Source organism: Rhodococcus sp. OAS809, from assembly GCF_040546695.1.
GTDB classification, from domain to species: domain Bacteria; phylum Actinomycetota; class Actinomycetes; order Mycobacteriales; family Mycobacteriaceae; genus Rhodococcus_F; species Rhodococcus_F qingshengii.
This window is the reverse complement of record NZ_JBEPOI010000001.1, coordinates 60,182-78,815: the sequence shown is the minus strand read 5'-3', so window position 1 is coordinate 78,815 and position 18,634 is coordinate 60,182. Positions and strand designations below refer to the sequence as shown.

The 18,634-nt window shown below is 62.7% G+C and carries 21 protein-coding genes; 13 read left to right on the top strand and 8 right to left on the bottom strand.

Annotated elements, in window-relative coordinates; all coding sequences use genetic code 11:
- Window positions 1-6: 6 nt before the first annotated feature.
- The 3 genes from ABIE52_RS00375 to ABIE52_RS00365 all read right to left on the bottom strand — a co-directional run bounded on the left by ABIE52_RS00375 (window position 7) and on the right by ABIE52_RS00365 (window position 2,095).
- Window positions 7-327, bottom strand: coding sequence for an EthD family reductase (locus ABIE52_RS00375; protein ID WP_192713525.1), 321 nt, complete (start codon window positions 325-327; stop codon window positions 7-9).
- Window positions 328-380: 53 nt separating this feature from the next.
- Window positions 381-926 carry a cupin domain-containing protein gene (locus tag ABIE52_RS00370; protein WP_192713526.1) on the bottom strand — a complete coding sequence of 182 codons (546 nt, stop codon included), beginning with the start codon at window positions 924-926 and terminating at the stop codon, window positions 381-383.
- A 209-nt stretch (window positions 927-1,135) separates the two neighbouring features.
- On the bottom strand, window positions 1,136-2,095 hold the full coding sequence (locus tag ABIE52_RS00365) for an NAD(P)-dependent alcohol dehydrogenase (RefSeq protein WP_354541369.1): 960 nt from the start codon (window positions 2,093-2,095) through the stop codon (window positions 1,136-1,138).
- Between the two features lie 88 nt (window positions 2,096-2,183).
- Between ABIE52_RS00365 and ABIE52_RS00360 the strand changes: the two genes are divergently transcribed.
- The gene (locus ABIE52_RS00360; RefSeq protein ID WP_192713527.1) at window positions 2,184-2,780 is read left to right on the top strand and encodes a TetR/AcrR family transcriptional regulator; all 597 of its coding nucleotides are present in this window, start codon (window positions 2,184-2,186) and stop codon (window positions 2,778-2,780) included.
- Between the two features lie 895 nt (window positions 2,781-3,675).
- On the opposite strand, the gene ABIE52_RS00355 is transcribed toward ABIE52_RS00360, so the two are convergent.
- Complete coding sequence (locus ABIE52_RS00355; protein WP_354541444.1) at window positions 3,676-4,179, bottom strand: SDR family NAD(P)-dependent oxidoreductase; 504 nt, start codon at window positions 4,177-4,179, stop codon at window positions 3,676-3,678.
- Here ABIE52_RS00355 and ABIE52_RS00350 point away from each other — a divergent pair.
- Window positions 4,078-4,323: a hypothetical protein gene (locus ABIE52_RS00350; RefSeq protein WP_354541368.1), complete on the top strand. Its 246-nt coding sequence runs from the start codon at window positions 4,078-4,080 to the stop codon at window positions 4,321-4,323. The two genes, ABIE52_RS00355 and ABIE52_RS00350, sit on opposite strands and share 102 nt — an antisense overlap.
- Before the next feature lie 472 nt (window positions 4,324-4,795).
- On the opposite strand, the gene ABIE52_RS00345 is transcribed toward ABIE52_RS00350, so the two are convergent.
- Window positions 4,796-5,719, bottom strand: a complete 924-nt coding sequence (locus tag ABIE52_RS00345) for a LysR family transcriptional regulator (protein WP_192713528.1) — start codon at window positions 5,717-5,719, stop codon at window positions 4,796-4,798.
- A gap of 101 nt (window positions 5,720-5,820) precedes the next feature.
- Between ABIE52_RS00345 and kdgD the strand changes: the two genes are divergently transcribed.
- The 7 genes from kdgD to ABIE52_RS00310 all read left to right on the top strand — a co-directional run bounded on the left by kdgD (window position 5,821) and on the right by ABIE52_RS00310 (window position 13,335).
- Entirely contained in the window at window positions 5,821-6,771 is a 951-nt protein-coding gene (kdgD, locus tag ABIE52_RS00340; protein WP_192713529.1) for a 5-dehydro-4-deoxyglucarate dehydratase, read from the top strand.
- Window positions 6,772-6,864: 93 nt separating this feature from the next.
- Complete coding sequence (locus ABIE52_RS00335; RefSeq protein WP_354541443.1) at window positions 6,865-8,451, top strand: aldehyde dehydrogenase (NADP(+)); 1,587 nt, start codon at window positions 6,865-6,867, stop codon at window positions 8,449-8,451.
- A complete protein-coding gene (locus ABIE52_RS00330; protein WP_279217878.1) occupies window positions 8,448-9,299 on the top strand; it encodes an ABC transporter permease in 852 nt (283 codons plus the stop codon). Before ABIE52_RS00335 ends, ABIE52_RS00330 begins: the two co-directional genes overlap by 4 nt.
- A 14-nt stretch (window positions 9,300-9,313) precedes the next feature.
- A complete protein-coding gene (locus tag ABIE52_RS00325) occupies window positions 9,314-10,345 on the top strand; it encodes an ABC transporter substrate-binding protein (RefSeq protein ID WP_192713531.1) in 1,032 nt (343 codons plus the stop codon).
- Between the two features lie 24 nt (window positions 10,346-10,369).
- On the top strand, window positions 10,370-11,149 hold the full coding sequence (locus ABIE52_RS00320; RefSeq protein ID WP_113683775.1) for an ABC transporter ATP-binding protein: 780 nt from the start codon (window positions 10,370-10,372) through the stop codon (window positions 11,147-11,149).
- Window positions 11,150-11,197: 48 nt separating this feature from the next.
- On the top strand, window positions 11,198-12,844 hold the full coding sequence (locus ABIE52_RS00315) for an aminopeptidase P family N-terminal domain-containing protein (RefSeq protein WP_192713532.1): 1,647 nt from the start codon (window positions 11,198-11,200) through the stop codon (window positions 12,842-12,844).
- 14 nt (window positions 12,845-12,858) lie between these two features.
- The gene (locus ABIE52_RS00310) at window positions 12,859-13,335 is read left to right on the top strand and encodes a RidA family protein (protein WP_113683773.1); all 477 of its coding nucleotides are present in this window, start codon (window positions 12,859-12,861) and stop codon (window positions 13,333-13,335) included.
- A 531-nt stretch (window positions 13,336-13,866) separates the two neighbouring features.
- Here ABIE52_RS00310 and ABIE52_RS00305 read toward each other — a convergent pair.
- The 3 genes from ABIE52_RS00305 to ABIE52_RS00295 all read right to left on the bottom strand — a co-directional run bounded on the left by ABIE52_RS00305 (window position 13,867) and on the right by ABIE52_RS00295 (window position 15,549).
- Complete coding sequence (locus tag ABIE52_RS00305; protein WP_192713533.1) at window positions 13,867-14,055, bottom strand: MerR family transcriptional regulator; 189 nt, start codon at window positions 14,053-14,055, stop codon at window positions 13,867-13,869.
- 466 nt (window positions 14,056-14,521) lie between these two features.
- On the bottom strand, window positions 14,522-14,908 hold the full coding sequence (locus ABIE52_RS00300; protein WP_192713534.1) for a hypothetical protein: 387 nt from the start codon (window positions 14,906-14,908) through the stop codon (window positions 14,522-14,524).
- Window positions 14,908-15,549, bottom strand: a complete 642-nt coding sequence (locus ABIE52_RS00295; protein WP_192713535.1) for a nucleotidyltransferase domain-containing protein — start codon at window positions 15,547-15,549, stop codon at window positions 14,908-14,910. Before ABIE52_RS00295 ends, ABIE52_RS00300 begins: the two co-directional genes overlap by 1 nt.
- Window positions 15,550-15,981: 432 nt before the next feature.
- Between ABIE52_RS00295 and ABIE52_RS00290 the strand changes: the two genes are divergently transcribed.
- The 4 genes from ABIE52_RS00290 to ABIE52_RS00275 all read left to right on the top strand — a co-directional run bounded on the left by ABIE52_RS00290 (window position 15,982) and on the right by ABIE52_RS00275 (window position 17,961).
- A complete protein-coding gene (locus ABIE52_RS00290) occupies window positions 15,982-16,284 on the top strand; it encodes a hypothetical protein (protein ID WP_192713536.1) in 303 nt (100 codons plus the stop codon).
- Window positions 16,285-16,614: 330 nt separating this feature from the next.
- Window positions 16,615-16,932 (top strand): 5-methylcytosine restriction system specificity protein McrC, encoded by a 318-nt coding sequence (locus tag ABIE52_RS00285; RefSeq protein ID WP_192713537.1) that lies wholly within the window; start codon window positions 16,615-16,617, stop codon window positions 16,930-16,932.
- Window positions 16,929-17,417, top strand: coding sequence for a 5-methylcytosine restriction system specificity protein McrC (locus tag ABIE52_RS00280; protein ID WP_192713538.1), 489 nt, complete (start codon window positions 16,929-16,931; stop codon window positions 17,415-17,417). The genes ABIE52_RS00285 and ABIE52_RS00280 overlap by 4 nt, the downstream gene beginning before the upstream one ends.
- 175 nt (window positions 17,418-17,592) lie before the next feature.
- Window positions 17,593-17,961, top strand: a complete 369-nt coding sequence (locus ABIE52_RS00275) for a hypothetical protein (RefSeq protein WP_192713539.1) — start codon at window positions 17,593-17,595, stop codon at window positions 17,959-17,961.
- Window positions 17,962-18,634 lie beyond the last annotated feature (673 nt).

The window sequence follows — 18,634 nt, the reverse complement described above, 5'->3', positions numbered from 1 at the left end:
GAGCGGTTACTGCTCTGGTTTCCAGGCTGGCCTTGAGGGGCCATGAATCAAGTGAACTGGGCCAGTGTTGTAGTTGGGAAAATCGTCCATCGCCCTCTTCCCTTCGGGAGATGCGAACGCAGCAATCATTTCTTGCTCAGAATCGAATTCCGCCTCAAACATCGCAACGTACGGGGATGGGCCATCAATCGATGCGACGTCAAAAGTTATTTTTGCAGAACGGATGCCGGGAATTTTTTTAGCAATGGGAAGGTGTATCTTTTCGTAATATTCTCGGAATTTACGTATGTCGTCCTGCGGTCCGTACAGAACCGTTAGTGTGTGCACAATAATCCTAATCTTTTACGGAAAGATGTCGCCCCAAGGGGAAGTTCTACTTGTTATTGTCCTTCGACAATCAGATCGTAGTATTCTCCTTTTTCTTGATCGTAAAGATGTGCGGTAGTCTTGATGTTTGCCGGAAAGGTGATCTCGATTGCCTCAAAATCGTCGGATGAACCGAATTCCCGGTGCCGATTATTGGGAAGCTGCCATCCGGCCATCCCAGCCGTGTACCGGATGCGGCCTACTCCTTCGAACTCGTACTCTGCCCACCCGTTGATGACGTATCCCATGTGAAATCCGAGATCGTGGGAATGCCAGGGGATCTCGTGAGCCACCTCCTCGCCCTCGGACGCTTTTCTCGCGCGGAAGAGCTTGCCGCCGACTGCGCCCCCACTGAAGCGGGCGAACCCGAGGTCGCGCTCCTCCAACGGATATCCAGGAAGGGGGCGCCATTCGGCACCGGGTGAGCCCTCGAACTGGAAGTGTTCGGGTCGCGCGAGTTGCATCCCTGGGGAGAGGGCAGGCAACGGCGGGTCGATGCGATCAGGGCCTTGAGCGTTGGCCGACGTCTGGTCTTGCTTGTCGAGATCTGTCTGGGTCATGAATCCTCCGTTGGTACTTGATATTTGGGGGGCCGACGATGTCCAACGTCGTATCGACGAGTCGTGTCACGGGCTGTACGCATCCCGCCGGCCCGGAATTAGTGGGAATCCCTTTCCACTTATGTAAGGTAGCGCACGCTTGCGATATCTGGAAGGTGTTTTCCAGTTTTGGTTTCGGTCCGGCTTGGGGCTACTGCGACGAGGTCGGCTCAACTGATCGACAGCACCCGCTTCCCTCCATTGCCACCGCCGGCGTGAAGCGCATGATGGGCGGCGACGACGTCCTTCATGGCATACGTCTCTTCGACGACAGGGGTGAGGGCGCCACTGTCGGCGAGGGTCGCCAGATCTGTCAGCAGTTCGGTCGTCGGAGAGCCGCTGAAGAAGCGGATGCGGCGTGGCCCGAAGATCGCAGAGGTCAGCACGTACGCGAGGGAGGTCCAGTCGCCGAGCGCGACGGAGATCATCCGCCCACCAGGGGCGATAAGCTTCCTGAACTGACGCAGATCGGTGCCGACGGCGTCGAACACAACGTCGAACTTCCCGAGCTCCGCTGGGCTTGTGACGTTGTAGTCGTACGCAGTATCGGCGCCGAGCTTCGTCGCCAGAGATGTGGTGCGTGCACTCGACAAGGTCGTGACGTGTGCGTTCAGTGCACGCGCGTACTGAACTACGACAGTTCCGACTCCACCGGTTGCGCCGCGGACCAGGATTCGTTCCCCCTCCCTGAGCCCCACTTCATCGCGGAGCGCAGTGATCGCGGTGGTGCCACCTGCGAGAAGCGATACCGCCTCGGTCGCACTGAGCGTGGACGGGGCGGCCGAAATTCGGCCGGCGTCAACAGCAACGTACTCCGCAGCGGACCCCGTTCCCTTCTGGGCGATGCCAGGGAGCACCCCCCATACGCGGCTCCCCACCGCAGTCGCGGCGACGCGGCTCCCCGCCTTTACGACTTCGCCTACAAAGTCGACCCCGACCCCTTTGGGGAAGCTGCGGCCGGTCAAGGCTCGTAGGCGTCCTGACCGAACTGCAGTGTCGTGCGGATTAACGCCGGATGCTCGGACCTTGACCAACACTTGGCCCGGGTCCGGCACTGGCACAGGGACAGACCTGACGGCGAGAACCTCTGGCGCGCCGTACTGTTCGAATTGCACTGCTTGCATCGTCATTGCCCTACCTCACTAAGTGAAAGATGCCTTCCACTTCATGACAGTAGCGGATCACGGTGCCCAGCCGCTCAGCCCGTACGATCTGCGCATGGTTGAAGACTCGGTTTCGGTCACTCGCACTGCGGGCGCGCAGTCGCCCCGCATGAGGGCAGACGCACAGCACAATCGTGATCGAGCGATCGAAGCCGCACGCGTCGTCTTCGCCGAGCTCGGCGCCGAGGCGTCTATGTCCGAAGTCGCGCGCCGCGCAGGAATAGGTGTGGCGACTCTTTTCCGACGCTTCCCGACCAAAAATGATCTGCTACTGGAGGTGTTCGCAGCCGACATCGACGGATGTGTACGGGCGATGGATGAGGCACTCGCAGAAAAGGACTCATGGCGCGCACTTCAAAAATTATTGAGAGACGTCTGTACGAGGCAAGCCTCGGACAGGGCCCTCGCATCCGTGCTGATCGAACTCCTCGCCGGCGACATGATGGTCGACATCTCAGCTCACATCGAAGAAGGATGCGTCGAGCTCATAAAACGAGCGAAGGCCCAAGGTCAACTTCGTCCGGACCTCGACTACTCCGACGTCCTCCTGGTCCTGATGGCAAACGCGGGTGTGGTGAAAATGACGACTGAGTCAGTCTCGACTGCATCGAAACGAATAGTGGATCTATTCCTCATGTCCTTCGAAGCGTAGCGAACATGCTCAGCCCACATATCCGGTTGCGACGACGAGTCCATCATGACATCCAGTCACGTGAAAAACGAGCGCATGTTCGCTCAGGGTAGGCCGCGACACGATCTCCGAGCGGAGTCGACCTCGCATCTCCTGCTCTAACCCGACCACGTACCGAAAGCAGGCCAACCGGACATCTCTTCATCGAGAAGTCTCGCGGGCGACGGGCCGTTCCACTCGCCACCCGCCTCTGGTGCTCAGGGCGAGGAGCGGAAACCGCTCGACTGGTTCATCAAAATGATCCGAATATTTTGGCACATAAGCCTTTCGGCCCTACCAACGGCCAAGTCCATCGAGCACCCTTGTAAGGGAAGGCCACTCGCCCGACACGGCAACGTCGGCGGTGGTGCAACGAACGGTGACGGATCCAGGCTAGGACGCACCCGGATGAGCATCACTCGCACACCACGTGATCGTACGAACGCCCACGACATGGGCCCTGATCCGTATGCCGAGACGGTGGCACGGGAGTTCGCCGGGTCGTTTCCGAACCTGGCATCGAGATCGTCCTCGACGGATGTATCGAGGACTTGTCCGGAGTCTCGTCCGTATCGGCCGTGAACGCAGTGCAGCCTCCCAACCACTCGCCGTCGTCCGCCAAGGCCGACCATGACCGACACCGAGACGAAACCGAAATACCGTTTCGGATCAACACAATTCATCGTCAACATTGCCTTTGGGGTCCTCTACCTGGTGCTTGCAGTATTCGTCCTGACCATCGCCACCACCGCGCCCTGTCCTCGCGGTTACTCGCCGGAGCAGGGTCGCCGGAATCAACTGTGGTTCAGTGAATGTAGTGAGTCGATCAGGTTTACAAGTACGGGTAGGTCTAATCGGCGAGAGTGGGAGTAGATATTTATCGGGCGGGCATTCGCGTGGCGGCGATTCCGCCGTCGACGTGCAAGGTGATGCCGTGGATCGTCGACGCGTCGTCGGAGACCAGGAACAACACTGCGTTGGCGATGTCTTGGGGGTCGATGGGGACTCCTGCTGGAGTGTTGGCGGTCATGGCGTCGAGGATGGGCCGTGAATTCTCGTTGCCCGGGGTGAGTGTCGCGCCGGGTGCGACGGTGTTCACGCGCACACCGTGTGGACCGAATTCGGCTGGCCAGCTTCGTGTCAGCTGCTCGGCGGCTGCTTTGGTGGCGGTGTACATGGCGGCGAATGGACTGCCGACTGTTGCCATCCACGAGCCTATGTTCACGATCGCCCCCGTGCCCCGATGCGCCATCTTCGGTGCGAACTCTGCCACCAGAACGTGCGGCGCACGGATGTTGACGGCGAGCATGGTGTCGAGGTCGGCGTCGGGCAGATCCGCGGTGAGCGTCGCCGCCTCGACGCCCGCGTTGTTGACGAGGATGTCGAGGTGCCCGAGTCGGGATTCGGCTTCTGCCGCGAAGGATCTGAGTTGTTCGTAGCTGCCGCCGAGGGTGGCGTCGATGGCTTCGCCGATGCCGCTGGCCCGCTACCCCGTTCGAGCAGCTCCGCGCCCTGGCCGCGCTGACCCACCAATCCCCGGACTCGTTCATCGCACGCGAAGGCGACGAGGACCTCGACCTCCGAGATACCACGATGTGGTGCCACATCAGCAAAGCTGAGCAGCCGCGTGGGCGACCTCCGATCGCCGAATTCACCGCCGCGGCCGTCGAAGAATGTTCCGGCACCAACGATTACCGCTGTTCTGACATGCTCACAGGAAAGGGAAGCAGACGCGTCCCGGCGCGGCCAGGTTCTCAGCTGCTCGGCAACAGCCCGTACGCCTCGTCGGTGACCGGCGCGAGCCATTCGTTGCTGACATCTTGGCCCGGGGGTGATGAGGGCGAGGTGGGAGAACCATGCGGCGGCCTTCGCGCCGTGCCGCCCAGCTCGAATTCGAGTCTGGCCTCGATGCCGCCGCCGTCGGATCCGCAGGCCAGGTCGGACCCGCGCAGCGCCGGTCGGGCCGGAGCCCGCGCCGGTCAGCACGAATGTAGACATCACGCACTGCTGTCCCGGCCCAGCGAATTCTCGTCCCTGAGAGCGTCGATGACGAGGTCGCGCACCGTGAGGACCGGCGGCTCGGCCTCGGTTGTTCGCCAGGTGAGGAACAGTTCCACGGGCCGCGCCTCGATTCCGTCGATCTCGCGCAGTTCGACGCCGCGCACTTCCATGGCGGTCGCCGCGGCCGGCACGAGCGCGATTCCCAACCCTGCCTTGACCAACGCGAGGATCGTGTGGACCTGGCTGATGTGCTGCACGTAACGGGGTGCGATGTGCGCATCTAGGAATGTGCTGACCAGCAGCTCGTAGAAGTAGCGGGCTTCGGCGGGGGAGTACATGACCAGCGCCTCGCCGTCGAGGTCGGTGATGGTGGGATTTCGGGAACTGTCGGCGAGTCGATGGTCTACCGGAACTGCCAGCATCAGGGGTTCGCGTTGCAGCAGGCGGGTTTCTAATGCACCGGCGGGCACAGGTGGGCGCAGCAATCCGAGATCCAATGCGCCGGAGCGTAGTTCTTCGACCTGGGTTCCCGATACCCGTTCGCGCAGAACGAGGTCGATTCCCGGCAATCGAGCGCGGGTGGCTTCGACGATCGAGTCGAGCACCGAATGGGCCGCCGATCCGGTGAATCCGAGCTTTACCGTGCCCGTCTTGCCGGTGGGTACACGCCGGGCCGACAGTGCGGCCTGATCCGACATTCCGAGGATCTTGCGTGCGTCCCCGAGAAAGGCACGACCGGCTGGTGTGAGCTCCACGCCCCGCCCGGTCCGATCGATCAACTCCACGCCGAGCTCTTTCTCGAGGGCCTGTATGCGGCGCGACAACGGTGGCTGCGTGATCGACAGCCGGTCGGCGGCGTGGCCGTAATGCAACGTCTCGGCGACTGCAATGAAGCTCTCGAGTTGATTCAGCGTAAACATGATGCAAATTATGCATCGGTGGATACAAAATTGGTGTTGGACCGGCATTGAAAACGCTCGTACTGTGACGTCAGTCGCAATCCCTAGTTGAGGAGAACCTCTTGACAACATTTGCCCCAGACCATCTTGCCGGACACCTCGGATCTGGACTGCTGTCGTTCCCGGTTTCGCACTTCACCGAAAATCTCACGCTGGACGAGTCCTCTTACAGGGACAACATCGCGCGGCTGGCCGACTACGAGGTGGCTGGACTCTTCGCGGCAGGTGGAACAGGCGAGTTCTTCTCGCTCACCGGATCGGAGATCAGCACGTTGGTCCGTGCTGCTGTGGCCGGAGCGCCGGAGGGAACTCCGGTGCTCGCGCCGGCAGGCCTGGGAACCAAGCAGGCCATCGAGATGGCCCGGGATGCGCAGGCGGCCGGGGCCGATGGCCTTCTTCTCTTTCCTCCGTACCTGACCGAGGCGTCATCTGACGGGCTCCGCGACTACCTGAAGACAGTCTGCGACAGCACCGATCTCGGCGTTGTGGTCTACAACCGGGCCAACGCTGTCTACCGAGCAGAAGCCCTGGCCGCGGTCGCAGAGACCTGCCCGAACTTCATCGGGTTCAAGGACGGGGTGGGCGATCTGGAAGCGATCACCCGTATCCACGGTGCGCTCGGTGATCGACTGGTCTACATCGGTGGCCTGCCGACCGCGGAACTGTTCGCGCTGCCCTATCTCGAGTTGGGGGTGAGCACCTACAGCTCGGCCATCTTCAACTTCCTCCCCGAGTTCGCGCTCGCCTTCTACCGCGCCGTCCGCGCCAAGGACAGAGCAACGGTGCGCACTCTGCTCGACGAGGTCGTGCTTCCCTACACGGACATTCGCGACCGCAAGCAGGGATATGCGGTCAGCATCGTGAAGGCCGGGATGCGCCTCACCGGTCACTCTGCTGGTCCGGTCCGTCCCCCGCTGACCGATCTGACGGAGGCCGAGGACGCACTGCTCGCAGACATCATCAACGCCGCTCACCGCCTGACACCGGCCCTGACGGCTCCCGTCGGATCGTAGAAAGGAGCAAGCATGACGAGGACCGCACGCACCGTCGATGGCCGGAGCGCCGAAGATGGGCAGGCGTCGACCGGTAACGTACCTGTCGGTCGGATGCTGATCGGTGGCCGTCAGGTCATCGGTGAGGGGGAGGCCCTACATTCGGGCGACCCGGTCACCGGTAAAGACCTGCAGCCCGCATACCACTCGGCATCTGCTGCTCAGGTGGCGTACGCGTGTGCCTTGGCTGCCGACGCGTACACCGTCTATCGAGATCTCGCCGCGGAGCAGCGCGCGATCTTTCTCGAGTGCATAGCCGATGAGCTCGACCAAGCGCGTGACGAACTGGTCGACCGCGCTCACACCGAAACTGCACTTGCCCGGCCGCGCCTCGAGAGTGAGGTCGGCCGTACCAGCGGTCAGTTGCGTCTGTTCGCCACGGAGCTGCGCACAGGCCTGTGGCAGGGGGCGCGTGTCGACCCCGCGATCCCGGAGCGCGCCCCGGTGCCTCGCCCGGACATCCGTCAGCGAAGGATCGGCGTCGGTCCGGTCGCCGTATTCGGTGCAAGCAACTTCCCGTTGGCCTTCTCCACTGCCGGCGGTGACACGGCATCCGCGCTTGCCGCAGGCTGTCCGGTCATCGTGAAGGCGCACCCGGCTCATCTCGGCACAGCCGAGATCGCCGGACGGGCCGTCGCGAGGGCAGCCGCGGCCACGTCGATGCCACGTGGCGTGTTCGCGCAGTTAGTCGGTGGGATCGACGTGGGGCAGAGCCTCGTCGGCGATCCACGCATCTGCGCAGTAGGTTTCACCGGTTCACGGCACGGAGGCCTGGCGCTGGCCGCGACCGCTGCGTCCCGCCGAAGACCGATCCCTGTCTACGCGGAGATGAGCAGTATCAATCCCGTCGTCATCATGCCGGACGCGCTGAGAACCCACGGTGCGCGCCTTGCATCCGAGTTCGCCGCCTCACTGACCCTGGGCGCCGGACAGTTCTGCACCAACCCGGGACTCGTCCTTGCCCTCGACGGCCCCGGCTTCGACGAATTCGTCGACACCACATGCGAAGTCATCAACGGTTCGTCCGGTGCCACGATGCTCACCACCGGGATTGCCAACGCCTATCGGGCCGGCGGCGGCGAACTCGCAGCGCACGACGGCGTGACCGAACTGGCCGTAGGCAGCGCGCCCGACACCGCGGCCGGTGCCGCTGCCAGACTTCTGCGGGTGGACGCCGCGGATTTCGTCGCGAACCCCGAATTGCAGGCCGAAATCTTCGGCGCGACGTCACTGCTGGTGGTGTGCGCCGACCTCGACGAACTGCGCTCGACGTTGCAGTCGCTGGAAGGGCAATTGACGGCGACCGTTCACGCGGAGCCCGGCGATCACGAAGCGGTCGCCACCTTGCTTCCGACGCTGGAGAACCTGGTCGGCCGTATCGTTTTCAACGGCTGGCCCACCGGCGTCGAGGTCGGCCACGCCATGGTCCACGGTGGTCCTTTCCCTGCTACCACCGATGCCCGCACCACCTCTGTCGGCAGCGCCGCCATCGAGAGGTTTCTCCGCCCGGTCGCGTACCAGGACATGCCCGGCGACCTGCTGCCCGACGACCTCGCCGATCCGGCACCGGACGGTGTTCGTCGCCGCGTCGACGGGATGCTCACAGTCCCCGCCCCTTCAGGCAAGGAACAACAGCCATGACCGTTCCCGAACTCAACTCCAGGCACGGCGCCACTCCCGTCGTCGCGGCGCCGAGCGAGCAGGCACACGCCACCCGACGACCCCTGGTGCGCCGCGACTCGTTGGTTAGCGCCGCCAAGGCCGTCGTCGGAATCGTTGGGCTCCTCGCTCTCTGGCAGATCGCAGTGTGGGTGTTCCGTCCCGCCGAGTACATTCTCGTCGGACCGCTCGCGGCCTTCGACGAGTTGTTCACGCGACCGGAATACTTTGCCTCCAACGCCTGGGTCACGATCGGTGAAGCACTCGCCGGATTCGTAGGCGGTACGCTGCTCGGTGTGCTCTGCGGCGCACTACTGCACTATTGGCCGACTCTGCGCACCTTTCTCTACCCCGCGCTGGTCGCTATCGATACGATCCCGAAAGTGGCTCTGGCCCCGCTGTTCATCGTATGGTTCGGATTCGGTTTCGAGTCGAAGGCCTTCGTAGCCATGGCAATCGCGTTCTTTCCATTGGTCATCAACACCTTCGACGGACTGGGTTCGGTGCCGCACGAGCTCAAGGAACTGGCCCGGATCAACAAGGCATCGACGTGGAAGCGGCTCTCCAAGATCGAGTTCATCTATGCCCTTCCATCCATCTTCTCCGGAGCCAAGATTTCGATCTCACTCGCCGTCGGCGGTGCCGTAGTCGGCGAGTTCATCGCTGGATCGAAGGGACTCGGCTACGTGATCATGCTCGCCAACAGCCAGGTCGACCTGGCGTCGATGTTCGCCGCGTTCCTCGTCCTCGCTGCGATCGCACTCGTGCTGTTCTTCATCGTCGACTTCGCCGGCAAGAAGCTCATGCCGTGGAAGTCGCACGCGAAGTGACCCGGGAGACTGTCATGAAACGAACAAAGAGGTGGAGCCTTGCGCTCGCGGTGGCGCTCGTACTCCCGATCACCGCGGCGTGTGGGTCGTCGAACTCCGAGAACGCGATGACCGTCATGGTCGACGTCGGTTATCTGCCGAAGCACGCCCCGTTCTTCGCCGGCGTGGACCGGGGATTCTTCGCAGAGGAGGGACTCGATGTGACGATCATGCCGGGTTCCGGCTCCGGCAACACCGTTACGGCCGTGGACACGGGGAAGGTCGATGCCGGTTGGGCCGACTTCGGCGTCACCGTACTCAGTCAGGGTCGCGGCGCGGCCGTCAAACAGGTCAATCTGCTACAGGCCCGGTCCGCATACGCCGTCGTGGGTATGTCGGACGGGTCGATCCAGGGCTGGGACGATCTCAAAGGCAAGACCGTGGCCACCGAGGGAGCCGGTGCGATGACGGCGATGTGGCCGTACGCGCTGAGCCGGCTCGGCTTGTCCGACAGCGATGTCAAGGTCGTTCACGCGGCCAGCAGCGCCAAACTTCCCGGGCTGCTCGCCGGGCAGTGGGATGCCAATCTGGCCCTGTCGGTGTCGGACGGGCCTGCGATCCACGCGATCGGCAAGGAACCGGTGATTCTGAACTGGTCGGACATCGGTATCGACGTCTACGGCAACGGCATCGTGTTCTCCGACAAGCAGCTGGCCGAAAAGCCGGAACGCGTCAAGCGATTCAACCGGGCAATGCAGCGGGCTTACCTGTGGTCGTGCGAGAACCCGCAGGAGGCAGCCGAATCATTCCACAAGAACGTGCAGGGATACGAGACCGAGACCGTGGTCCTTGCGCTCGCCGAGCAGTGCGCGCTGAACTGGCGCCTCGGCCGGGAGAACGAATCTTTCGGGCTCATGACCGACGAGGGCATTCAGGAGATGATCGACGTGGCAAGCGAATTCCTGGGCCTCGATCCGTCTGTGGAGATGACTCCCGAGCGGGTGTACAGCAACGACTACCTCAGCGGGGTGCCGTCCGACAACATCCAGGCACCCAGCGTGCCCTGAACCCACCGACGAAACAGGCCAATCATGAACAGTCACAACGCTATTTCCGTCAACAATGTCGGCGTGACCTTTCGCTCCCGCGACGGGGACACCAACCCCGTCCTGAAAGGCGTGAACTTCGACGTCGAACATGGACAGTTCGTGTCGATCGTCGGCCAATCCGGCAGCGGCAAGACAACACTGCTCAAGACGATTTCGGGACTGCAACCGCCCACCGAGGGGGAGGTCCTCATCAAGGGCAGCCCCATCGCCCAGGGCGTCGAGGAGATCGGAATGGTCTTCCAAGGCCCGGTCCTGCTTCCGTGGCGGAACAACCTCGACAATGTGCTGCTGCCATTGGAGTTCCGTGGCACGCGAGACAAGAAGGCCGTGGCGTACGCCAAAGAGTTGCTCGCGATGGTCGGGCTCGAGGGCAAGGCGAAGCGCTACTCCTACGAGCTGTCCGGAGGTATGCAGCAACGCGTCGCCATCTGCCGCGCACTGGTCTCCGATCCGGAACTGCTCCTCATGGACGAGCCGTTCGGCGCACTCGACGCCATGACTCGCGACAGTATGAACTTCGAGATCCAGAGGATCTGGCAGCAGGCCGGTTGCAGCGTTCTGTTCGTCACCCACAGCATCTCCGAAGCCGTATGGCTGGGTGACCGCGTGATCGTGGTGGGAGGGCGGCCCGGGCATATCGTCGCCGACATCACCATCGACATTCCTCGCCCACGCGCCAAGGAGCACCGGTACTCACCCGAATTCGCCGAATACGTCAGCGAAGTCGAGTCACACATCGGGGTCACGGCCGGGATCAGCTGACCGCCGGCGCACATAGACCCATCCCCCCATATCGACGAAAGGACCGCAATGTTGCGCCTCTCCGCAGACCAGTCCGCCCTCGCGACCGAGTACGGTCTCTACCCGCAGCAGAGTCTGTTGTTCTCCGCCATCCGACGCGACTCCCATCCGCTGGTCTCGCCGTTGATCGCATCGCGTGACGGATCCGACCCGGTGCTGCTGGTACGTCAGCAAGAACAGGGCAACGTGCTCTCCGCCGGCGTGCCTGCCGAGCGCATCCGCTTCTACGCACCCTGGGTCACCCTCGATCCGCGTCCCGTGGCCGATGTCGAAGTCGCCTCCTCGTTGACGGCGCTGGTGTCCGACCTCAGTGACGATGGAACCGTGACCCTAGCCGCAGATGTGGTCTACGCCCACCAGCTCGCCCTGTCGACGACGTTGTCGGTCACCACCGAAAAGGCCGCTTCACAGCCTGTGCGTGTCCGCCGGATCCCGGTCGCCGAGATCGTCGACCGCTTCGTCGGATGGCGTCGGCACGGCGCCGAGGTGGCCACGAAGCTGATCTCCGGGATCGAGCACCTGAAGGGGCTCGAGGCCGAGTTCGGGGCACCCGACACCCGGTTCGCACGACTGGGCACCATCGCCGCAGAGAACCGGCTCGACGCGATGCTCGTCACCGCGCCGCCGAACTTCTCCGAGATCACAGGCCGCGCATCTACGGAACAAGCTTTCGCGCTGTGGATTCCGGGCGCCGAACACGTTCTCATCATCACCCCCGCCGACGCCGACCACCACGGCACCCCGGTGAGCGAGCATTCCTCCTTGGGTGAGGCGGTCGCCGAGCTCGCACTCGGTCGCCGTGTCGGTGTGGAAGAGGAGTTCATCTCGGTCGGCACTGCCCGAGAGTTCACCGATCGGGGTCTCGAGCTCGTACCGTCGTCGATGGAACTCGGCCACTGGCGCGATGTTCGCGACAACGAGGACCTGCCGTTTCAGGTGATCGCAGCGCGCGCCAGTGTCCACGCCATCGAAGATGCCCTGGAATGGGCGTCGAAAGAAATCGAGTCAGGAGCGGAATTCACCGAGCGCGATATCTATGCCCGGTATCTCGAATTTCTCGAGAAGTTCTTGAGCGACAACGAGATTCCGTTCGAGGTGAAGCCCTACTTCACCAATCTGCACTCGTCCAACCGCATGCTCTTCCCCGGCCCGCCGGTCGATTATCCGATCAGCGACGAGACTACGTGCATCCAGCTCGATGCCGGTGTTGCGGTATCCGTCGACGGCGTCGTGGTGGCCACCTCGGACATGGCGCGTTCGCTTCCGCGGACTGCCGCGGCCATGGAAGCCTACGAGTTCTTCTTCACCGTCGTACGGGAAGGCATCATCGGGCAGCTACGTCCGGGAGTCGTCTGCGAGGACGTCCACGAGGGCACTATGCGGTTCCTGGCCCCGCACCTGCGCCGCATGATCGAAATCGGGATGCTCGGCGAGCACACCGATTTCGACACGATCTACCGCCGTCGCAACGTCGGACACTTGATGGGTAAGCAGGAGTCGTTCGCCAACGAGCTTCGCCCGGGATACAAGCATGCCCTCGATATCGGGTCCTTCGGGGCAGCGGAGATCCCTTGGCGCTACAACGACGCCGCGATCGGCACGGAGGACCTCTGGTACATCGGCGCCGACCGTACCTACATCCTCTCCCAGCGTTGAGGAGGCAGAAACCGATGACCGACATCAACATCGAGAGTCCACACGCCCGGCTGGCCCGTCGCAATCTCGTTCTGCCGAAACCAGGCGCACCCGCCTACTCCTACGAGGCATTCACCCGGCACCGCGACACCCTCTACCTGTCCGGCCAGATATCGCGGGCTGCGGACAGCCGCGTCCTCAGTGGCCGGGTCGGCGTCGATGCCGGCGTCGACGAGGCAGCGGCAGCCGCCGAGATCGCCGCACTGAACCTGCTGGCCCGCCTGGACCAAGCGGTAGGACTCGATCGCGTACGCCAGTTACTGAAACTCAACGTGTGGGTCGCCAGTGGCGTCGACTTCACCGATCAACCGGCCGTCGCCGAGGCCGCGTCGACAATTCTGCGCGATGTCCTCGGCGACGCCGGGAGACATGCTCGGACCGCACTGCCTGCGCATGTCCTGCCCAAGAACGCTTTGGTCGAACTCGACGCCGTGGTCGCCGTCGAGGAATGACCCGGAGATCGTCCGCTGCAGCTGACCGGACGAGCCCGAGCGCCGGCATCGTCGACCCCGCTGGGGGCATACGATGTCGGCGCTTTTCTCCGGTCCAGCGCACGTCTGCCTAGGCTTTGACATTGAGAGGGGCGAGTTACCGACTCAGAAACACCGGAATCGATACGTTGCCGTCCGTGAGAGCGGGCAACGCGGCACAATGAACATCGGCGTGGACTAGTTTCCGTACGTCGGGAATGGACGAGGTTTCGACCGTCGTTCACATCATGAGACACCAATCGCCACATAGGCTACGACCAGATTGGAAACCTTCTGTGGCTGAGGTGGGTTGGCAACTCCTACGCATATGCAGGAGGGCCAGGGCCGCAGCGCTGAAACTGTGGGCTTGTGGCACGAAGTAGGTGCCTACCACCTGTCCCGTACATCCACCTCTTTCGCTGGTGCGGGTGTCCGCGTCCGGCATCGTGGCGTTTCCTGGTGCCGTCACCGCTTTGGCCGGGATCGAAACCTTGCTGATGAAAGCCGGCTGGCTCACTGTTGTAGGGTTTGGTCCGAAAATTTCTCTGAGGCAATGGATGTGAGCATCTTTTGCACGTCCTGGTGGCGGTAGCGGCGGTGTCCGCCTGCGGTTTGGGTGAATTGTATTTTGCCGTGGCGCGCCCATTTGGCCAGTGTTTCGGTGTCGATATCGAACGCTTCCGAAACTTGTCGAGGTGTCATCCGGATTGTCTCGTTGCGGGTGGGGTGTTCGTTGGTGTTGTTGGATGAATCGCTTGTTGTACGAGTCGAGTGCACCGTTCCGCAGCCTTTCGTTCGTGGGGCTTCCACTTGCGCAGGGCGAGTCGTGTGGCATTGGTCCGTACAGGCGATGGGGATGATCGTGATCTTGTCCCTTACGTGTTGCTAACCCTTGGTCGTGGCCATGGTTTTGGCCGGGAGCAGTGAGTTCATCGGGTAGGTGTTGTCTGCTCCCGAACCGGTCCGGAAGGCGAATGTCGTTCCTGTTGAGAGGAGCTCGCGAGTTCCTGTATTTCGCTGTTTGGTATCGGTGGTGCCCGCCGGGGGTTCTGGTGTAGCTGATTTTTCCCGCCTGTGCCCATCGGCGAGGTGGTTGAGCCGGGGAGTCGATCCGGCGAGGACTCGACGTTGCACGTGCGCAACTGCAGGCACGCTGGATCCGGGGGGACTATCTCCGAGCGGCCATTGCCTGCTTGGCTGCCTCGACCAGGTGTTCCGCTGCGCGGTTCATCTTCTTCAATTCCGCAGAAGTCAGGTCCTGGTGGGTGTAGGCAGCCTTGTTCTTCAAGTTCAGCAGTGTGTTCAGATGCCGTTCGGATCCATTGTCGGCACGTTTGAGTAGGGCAACGGCCTCGCTGTGGTTGCCGCTGTTCGAGTGCACACCGAGGCGCAGGCAGCAGAGTACGTCCGAGGCGGCGATACCCGCGTCGACGTACAAGTCCCCGGCGGCGTTGGGCATCTCCTCTCCGAGATGATCAGCAGCGTCGAAGAATTCGGTCGCTTTGGACATGCGCCCCACGGTGACAACGGAGTCGCAGTCGCGTTGTCCCGCCATCAGGATCTCCTCGCAGCAGGGCGCAACTGGGCGTTGAACCAGCTCCGTGTCCCCGCTACAGTCAGGCCCTGTGTCGCCACGTCTCGGAGCACGGGTTCGCCGGCAGCGGCCGCGGCACGGAATTCGTCCTCGGTGTACTCGACGATGCGGCCGTCGTTGCCGGTCCACGCGGTGACCAGTCGGGCGAGTTCGGTTACCCGTTCCTCCCACGCTTCGTTACCGTCGTGGCCGGTGTCAGCGGCGCGCACCAGGAACAGGTCGATGTCGCTCTCGAGCTTCATGTGCCCGGTCGCTGCCGATCCGAATACTGCGGCGTACCGCAGCGTCGTGTGCCACCCGTTCAGGTGCTTTTCGAGGCATTTGAGGAAGGTGTAGTTCAGCTGTGCAAGCGCCATAATGGGCTCGGCTGCGAGATGCTCGGTGTTGAGCCGATAGGTGTTGGTCCTACCTACCCGATCGTGGAGCACCACACCTTGCGCAACGAGGCGGTTGAGGACCTTGCGGATGCCTTCGCCTGAGCCCGTGGCGAGGATGCGCTGGACTTGGCTGATCGTGAACGTGACGTCCGCGCTCGCCAAGACAGCAAGCACGTCGCCGTCCAGGGTCGGCGTTACCGTGGCGAACGGCCTGTTCAGCTGCATGACAGACACCTCCTCAGTTCCAACTAAAGTGTGAATATAGCAACTATAGTTGGAGTAGTCCACGAAGAAGTCCAGGACACGCGAACGATAAGGCTTGCCCCCGTTCAGCAAGACTCCGGCAAGAGGACCGGGAATCTGCGCCGACGATCCCGCCGCCTTGTGGTTGGAACGTTTTCGCCGCCGATCGTCTGTCGGGAACTTGTCCTGGGGTTTAACTGCCACAAGAAGTGGGAATATCACCGCCGCGGCAGTTGATGTCGGGCAGATGATCGGCCGCACATGGCCAACCAACCGGGTGTTGACTCCCCGGGGGGTCGGCCGCCCGAGCTGCGTACCGCTTCGTCGCTTCGGATACACTCCGCGCCGCGAAACGACGAGGACATCAGATGGCGGCGATCCGATGATCGCGCGTGTGAGCAGGCAATCGATCTGATGTATTCCTCGGACAACGCCGAGCCGTTCACTCTGCCACGCACTGTGGTGATCATCTTCCGCGATCGAGCACCGCGGGCCGTTCGATCGCTCTCGTGGACTCGGCGATGCGCCGTCGCTTCGGATTTGTTCCGCTGCACCCGGCGCAGGAGCCCACGAAATCTTCTCCTGAGACGTTGGCTCACCGCCCGCACGTATCCGCAGCGTGTCGCGGACCTGCATCTTGCCTTGAACGCTGCGATCGACGATCCGGACGCACCTGTTCGGACCCACGTATTTCATGCGTCCGGCGGTCCACAGTGATGGGGGATTGGCGCAGATATTTCGGCAGCGCGATTATCCCGTTGCTCGAGGAATTTTCGCTTTGGTGACTCCCGCCGTGGATCTCGATGTCCGATACGGCCTTGCTGCTCTGGAGAAGAGCCTGACCACCGGTGAATGATCCAGTTACGGTGACCCTCTTCGAGCGGCCACGATGCGGTTACGGTTGCGCCGGCTGCCTGGTGTGCCTCCCGCAGGTGGCGTTGACGGCGGAGGGTGCTGCAGCGTTCGCGGCCACCGGTCTGGTCACGGTCACACCCACGATGACTCCCGGCGTGTTCGCATTGGCCGCCACCGAAGAAGATCGGTGCCGTGACCATCGGTGCTCTCACTGTGAGGGTGCAACCGAAAACACCGATCAGCCGCGTGATCTGGATGTTGGGCTACGCCGGTGACCCTGGGTGGTGGTCGCAGCACACCGCGCTCGCCGATACGGATACCGACCTGGTTGCGGTGTTGGCCGAGGCGTTCGTCGTGGCAGCCGAGCGCGCGACTGCCCGCGGGTTGCTTTCCGGCTACCGCGAAGTCGAAGACTCGGGCCCGGTCTTGCGTGGGCGGCTGCGCGCGGTGATCAGATCACCCGACGATTCTTCGCTCGCGCTGCCGGCGGGTGATCCGCCCGGCGGGTGATCCGCTACGACGAATACGACGAAGACATCGCCGAAAACCAGCTGCTGCTCACCGCCACCTTGATCCTGCTCGATTCCGCGGTAGTGCCGCCTCGTCTGCAGACGAGGCTGGCCAGGGGTCGCTGCGCTCTCGCCGACGTCACACCGCCCACCGCTGGCGCCGAACCGTCCCCGGCACGAACGAGATTGAACGAGCGCTACCACTGGGCATTGCAGTTGTCGGAGCTGATCACCGAGCATCGGTCCATCGAGCACCGCATCGGGAACGTCGTCGTGCGAGGCTTCGTCCTCGACATGTGGAAAGTGTTCGAGGATTTCCTGATGACCACCACCGCTGCTGCGATCGCCCGCCGCGGCGGCACCGGAGTGCGCCCCGGATCCGGCGCGACGCGGTATCTCGATCACGGCCTTCCCACACAGCGTCTGACCTACCACCGGGCTGGCCTCACTGGTGATCGGGGGGGGGCCTTGTGCCGCCGTAGTTGATCGATCCGGCCCCGATCGGTGAACAGGTCGAGCGGCACGGCTGAGGCATGGTGGGCGTTCAGAATGCCTGCGGTGTTGGTCATGTTCGGTCATTAACGTCCGTCGCTCGGCACTGCAAGCGGTGTGCAGATGGCGCTCACCCGCAATGCCAGCTCAAGCCGGACATACTGATTGGATGATCGACCCGAACCGACCCGCGCCCATCGTCATGCACATCAACATTGAAGAAATCGTCGATGGCGCATGGTGTCGTGACCACTCCCTGCTGCCTGCACTGTCCAGCAAGGGAGAGAGTCCATTTCCTGAGGAGGGCGGCGGACTAGAGACGTACCGACGGACCTACGAGGCGTACCTCCGTCGCTTCACCGAGAGTGTCAATCGTGTTGCAGCACGCGAAACACCCGGACAGGAAGTTCGCGTCGAGGCGGGTGACCTGCTTCGACCCTGGTATGAAAGTCCGAACAGCCCATTCAGTAATCCACTTTTCGATGAGGCTCTGGAACAGACTTTGCTGCCCACCCGAGACGAGATCACGAGGTTCTAGGTCATCGGGAGCGGACCCCAGACGGCTCCCTTGCTGTTCGGAATGACTGTGCTCAAGCACTACGACGGGAACCCGAACTCAATCAGCTTCCCTAGTGCAGTCGCAGATGGGTGGCCTTCGGCCTTGGTGAACTCGCGGTCACTGCGCCAACTTGGTGGTGGGGACGCTCAGTTGTTGTGCTGTTTGCCTAGCTACTGGACCTGTTCACGGGGATCCAGTCAACCTACAGGGGTACCTGTTTTCGCTTCCGTTTGGCAGGCAAGAAACGCCTGCCGGGGGCGTTCCGTTCCTACTGGTATGTAACTGGCAGGTCCCGATGAGGTGCACTATTTTTCGTACTGGACTGTCGGCGTTGCCGAACGTGCCGGGCCCCTGGTTGCGACTCCCATCCCAATCGGGGGCCTGTTCCGTCGGTTTCCGCTATCGCGACAACTGAGAAATGGAAGAAACTTCGGTTCGATTCCGGAGACGGTCGACCCTGGGCGCAGTTCCGAGCCCGCAGGGGAATGCGCACCGATCCAGCGACGTAGTATCGCCGGTGCGCGTTTGCCTTTGCCGGCTCGGCGCGCATGGCCTGCCTCGGTGTTACTGACGAACATCAGGCGGGCCACCTGAACTGCGTGCCACTGTTCGTGACAGTCGGTGGCGCGTACGGCCCGTCGCGTTGAACACC

Coding starts and splice junctions, on each gene's coding strand:
- ABIE52_RS00275 (WP_192713539.1), top strand. CDS start 17,593: ATGATCGACCCGAACCGACCCGCGCCCATCGTCATGCACATCAACATT.
- ABIE52_RS00305 (WP_192713533.1), bottom strand. CDS start 14,055: ATGACACCTCGACAAGTTTCGGAAGCGTTCGATATCGACACCGAAACA.
- ABIE52_RS00370 (WP_192713526.1), bottom strand. CDS start 926: ATGACCCAGACAGATCTCGACAAGCAAGACCAGACGTCGGCCAACGCT.
- ABIE52_RS00295 (WP_192713535.1), bottom strand. CDS start 15,549: ATGCAGCTGAACAGGCCGTTCGCCACGGTAACGCCGACCCTGGACGGC.
- ABIE52_RS00365 (WP_354541369.1), bottom strand. CDS start 2,095: ATGACGATGCAAGCAGTGCAATTCGAACAGTACGGCGCGCCAGAGGTT.
- ABIE52_RS00300 (WP_192713534.1), bottom strand. CDS start 14,908: ATGGCGGGACAACGCGACTGCGACTCCGTTGTCACCGTGGGGCGCATG.
- ABIE52_RS00335 (WP_354541443.1), top strand. CDS start 6,865: ATGCTGATCGGTGGCCGTCAGGTCATCGGTGAGGGGGAGGCCCTACAT.
- ABIE52_RS00310 (WP_113683773.1), top strand. CDS start 12,859: ATGACCGACATCAACATCGAGAGTCCACACGCCCGGCTGGCCCGTCGC.
- ABIE52_RS00320 (WP_113683775.1), top strand. CDS start 10,370: ATGAACAGTCACAACGCTATTTCCGTCAACAATGTCGGCGTGACCTTT.
- ABIE52_RS00290 (WP_192713536.1), top strand. CDS start 15,982: ATGTATTCCTCGGACAACGCCGAGCCGTTCACTCTGCCACGCACTGTG.
- ABIE52_RS00345 (WP_192713528.1), bottom strand. CDS start 5,719: ATGTTTACGCTGAATCAACTCGAGAGCTTCATTGCAGTCGCCGAGACG.
- ABIE52_RS00325 (WP_192713531.1), top strand. CDS start 9,314: ATGAAACGAACAAAGAGGTGGAGCCTTGCGCTCGCGGTGGCGCTCGTA.
- ABIE52_RS00360 (WP_192713527.1), top strand. CDS start 2,184: ATGGTTGAAGACTCGGTTTCGGTCACTCGCACTGCGGGCGCGCAGTCG.
- ABIE52_RS00330 (WP_279217878.1), top strand. CDS start 8,448: ATGACCGTTCCCGAACTCAACTCCAGGCACGGCGCCACTCCCGTCGTC.
- ABIE52_RS00315 (WP_192713532.1), top strand. CDS start 11,198: ATGTTGCGCCTCTCCGCAGACCAGTCCGCCCTCGCGACCGAGTACGGT.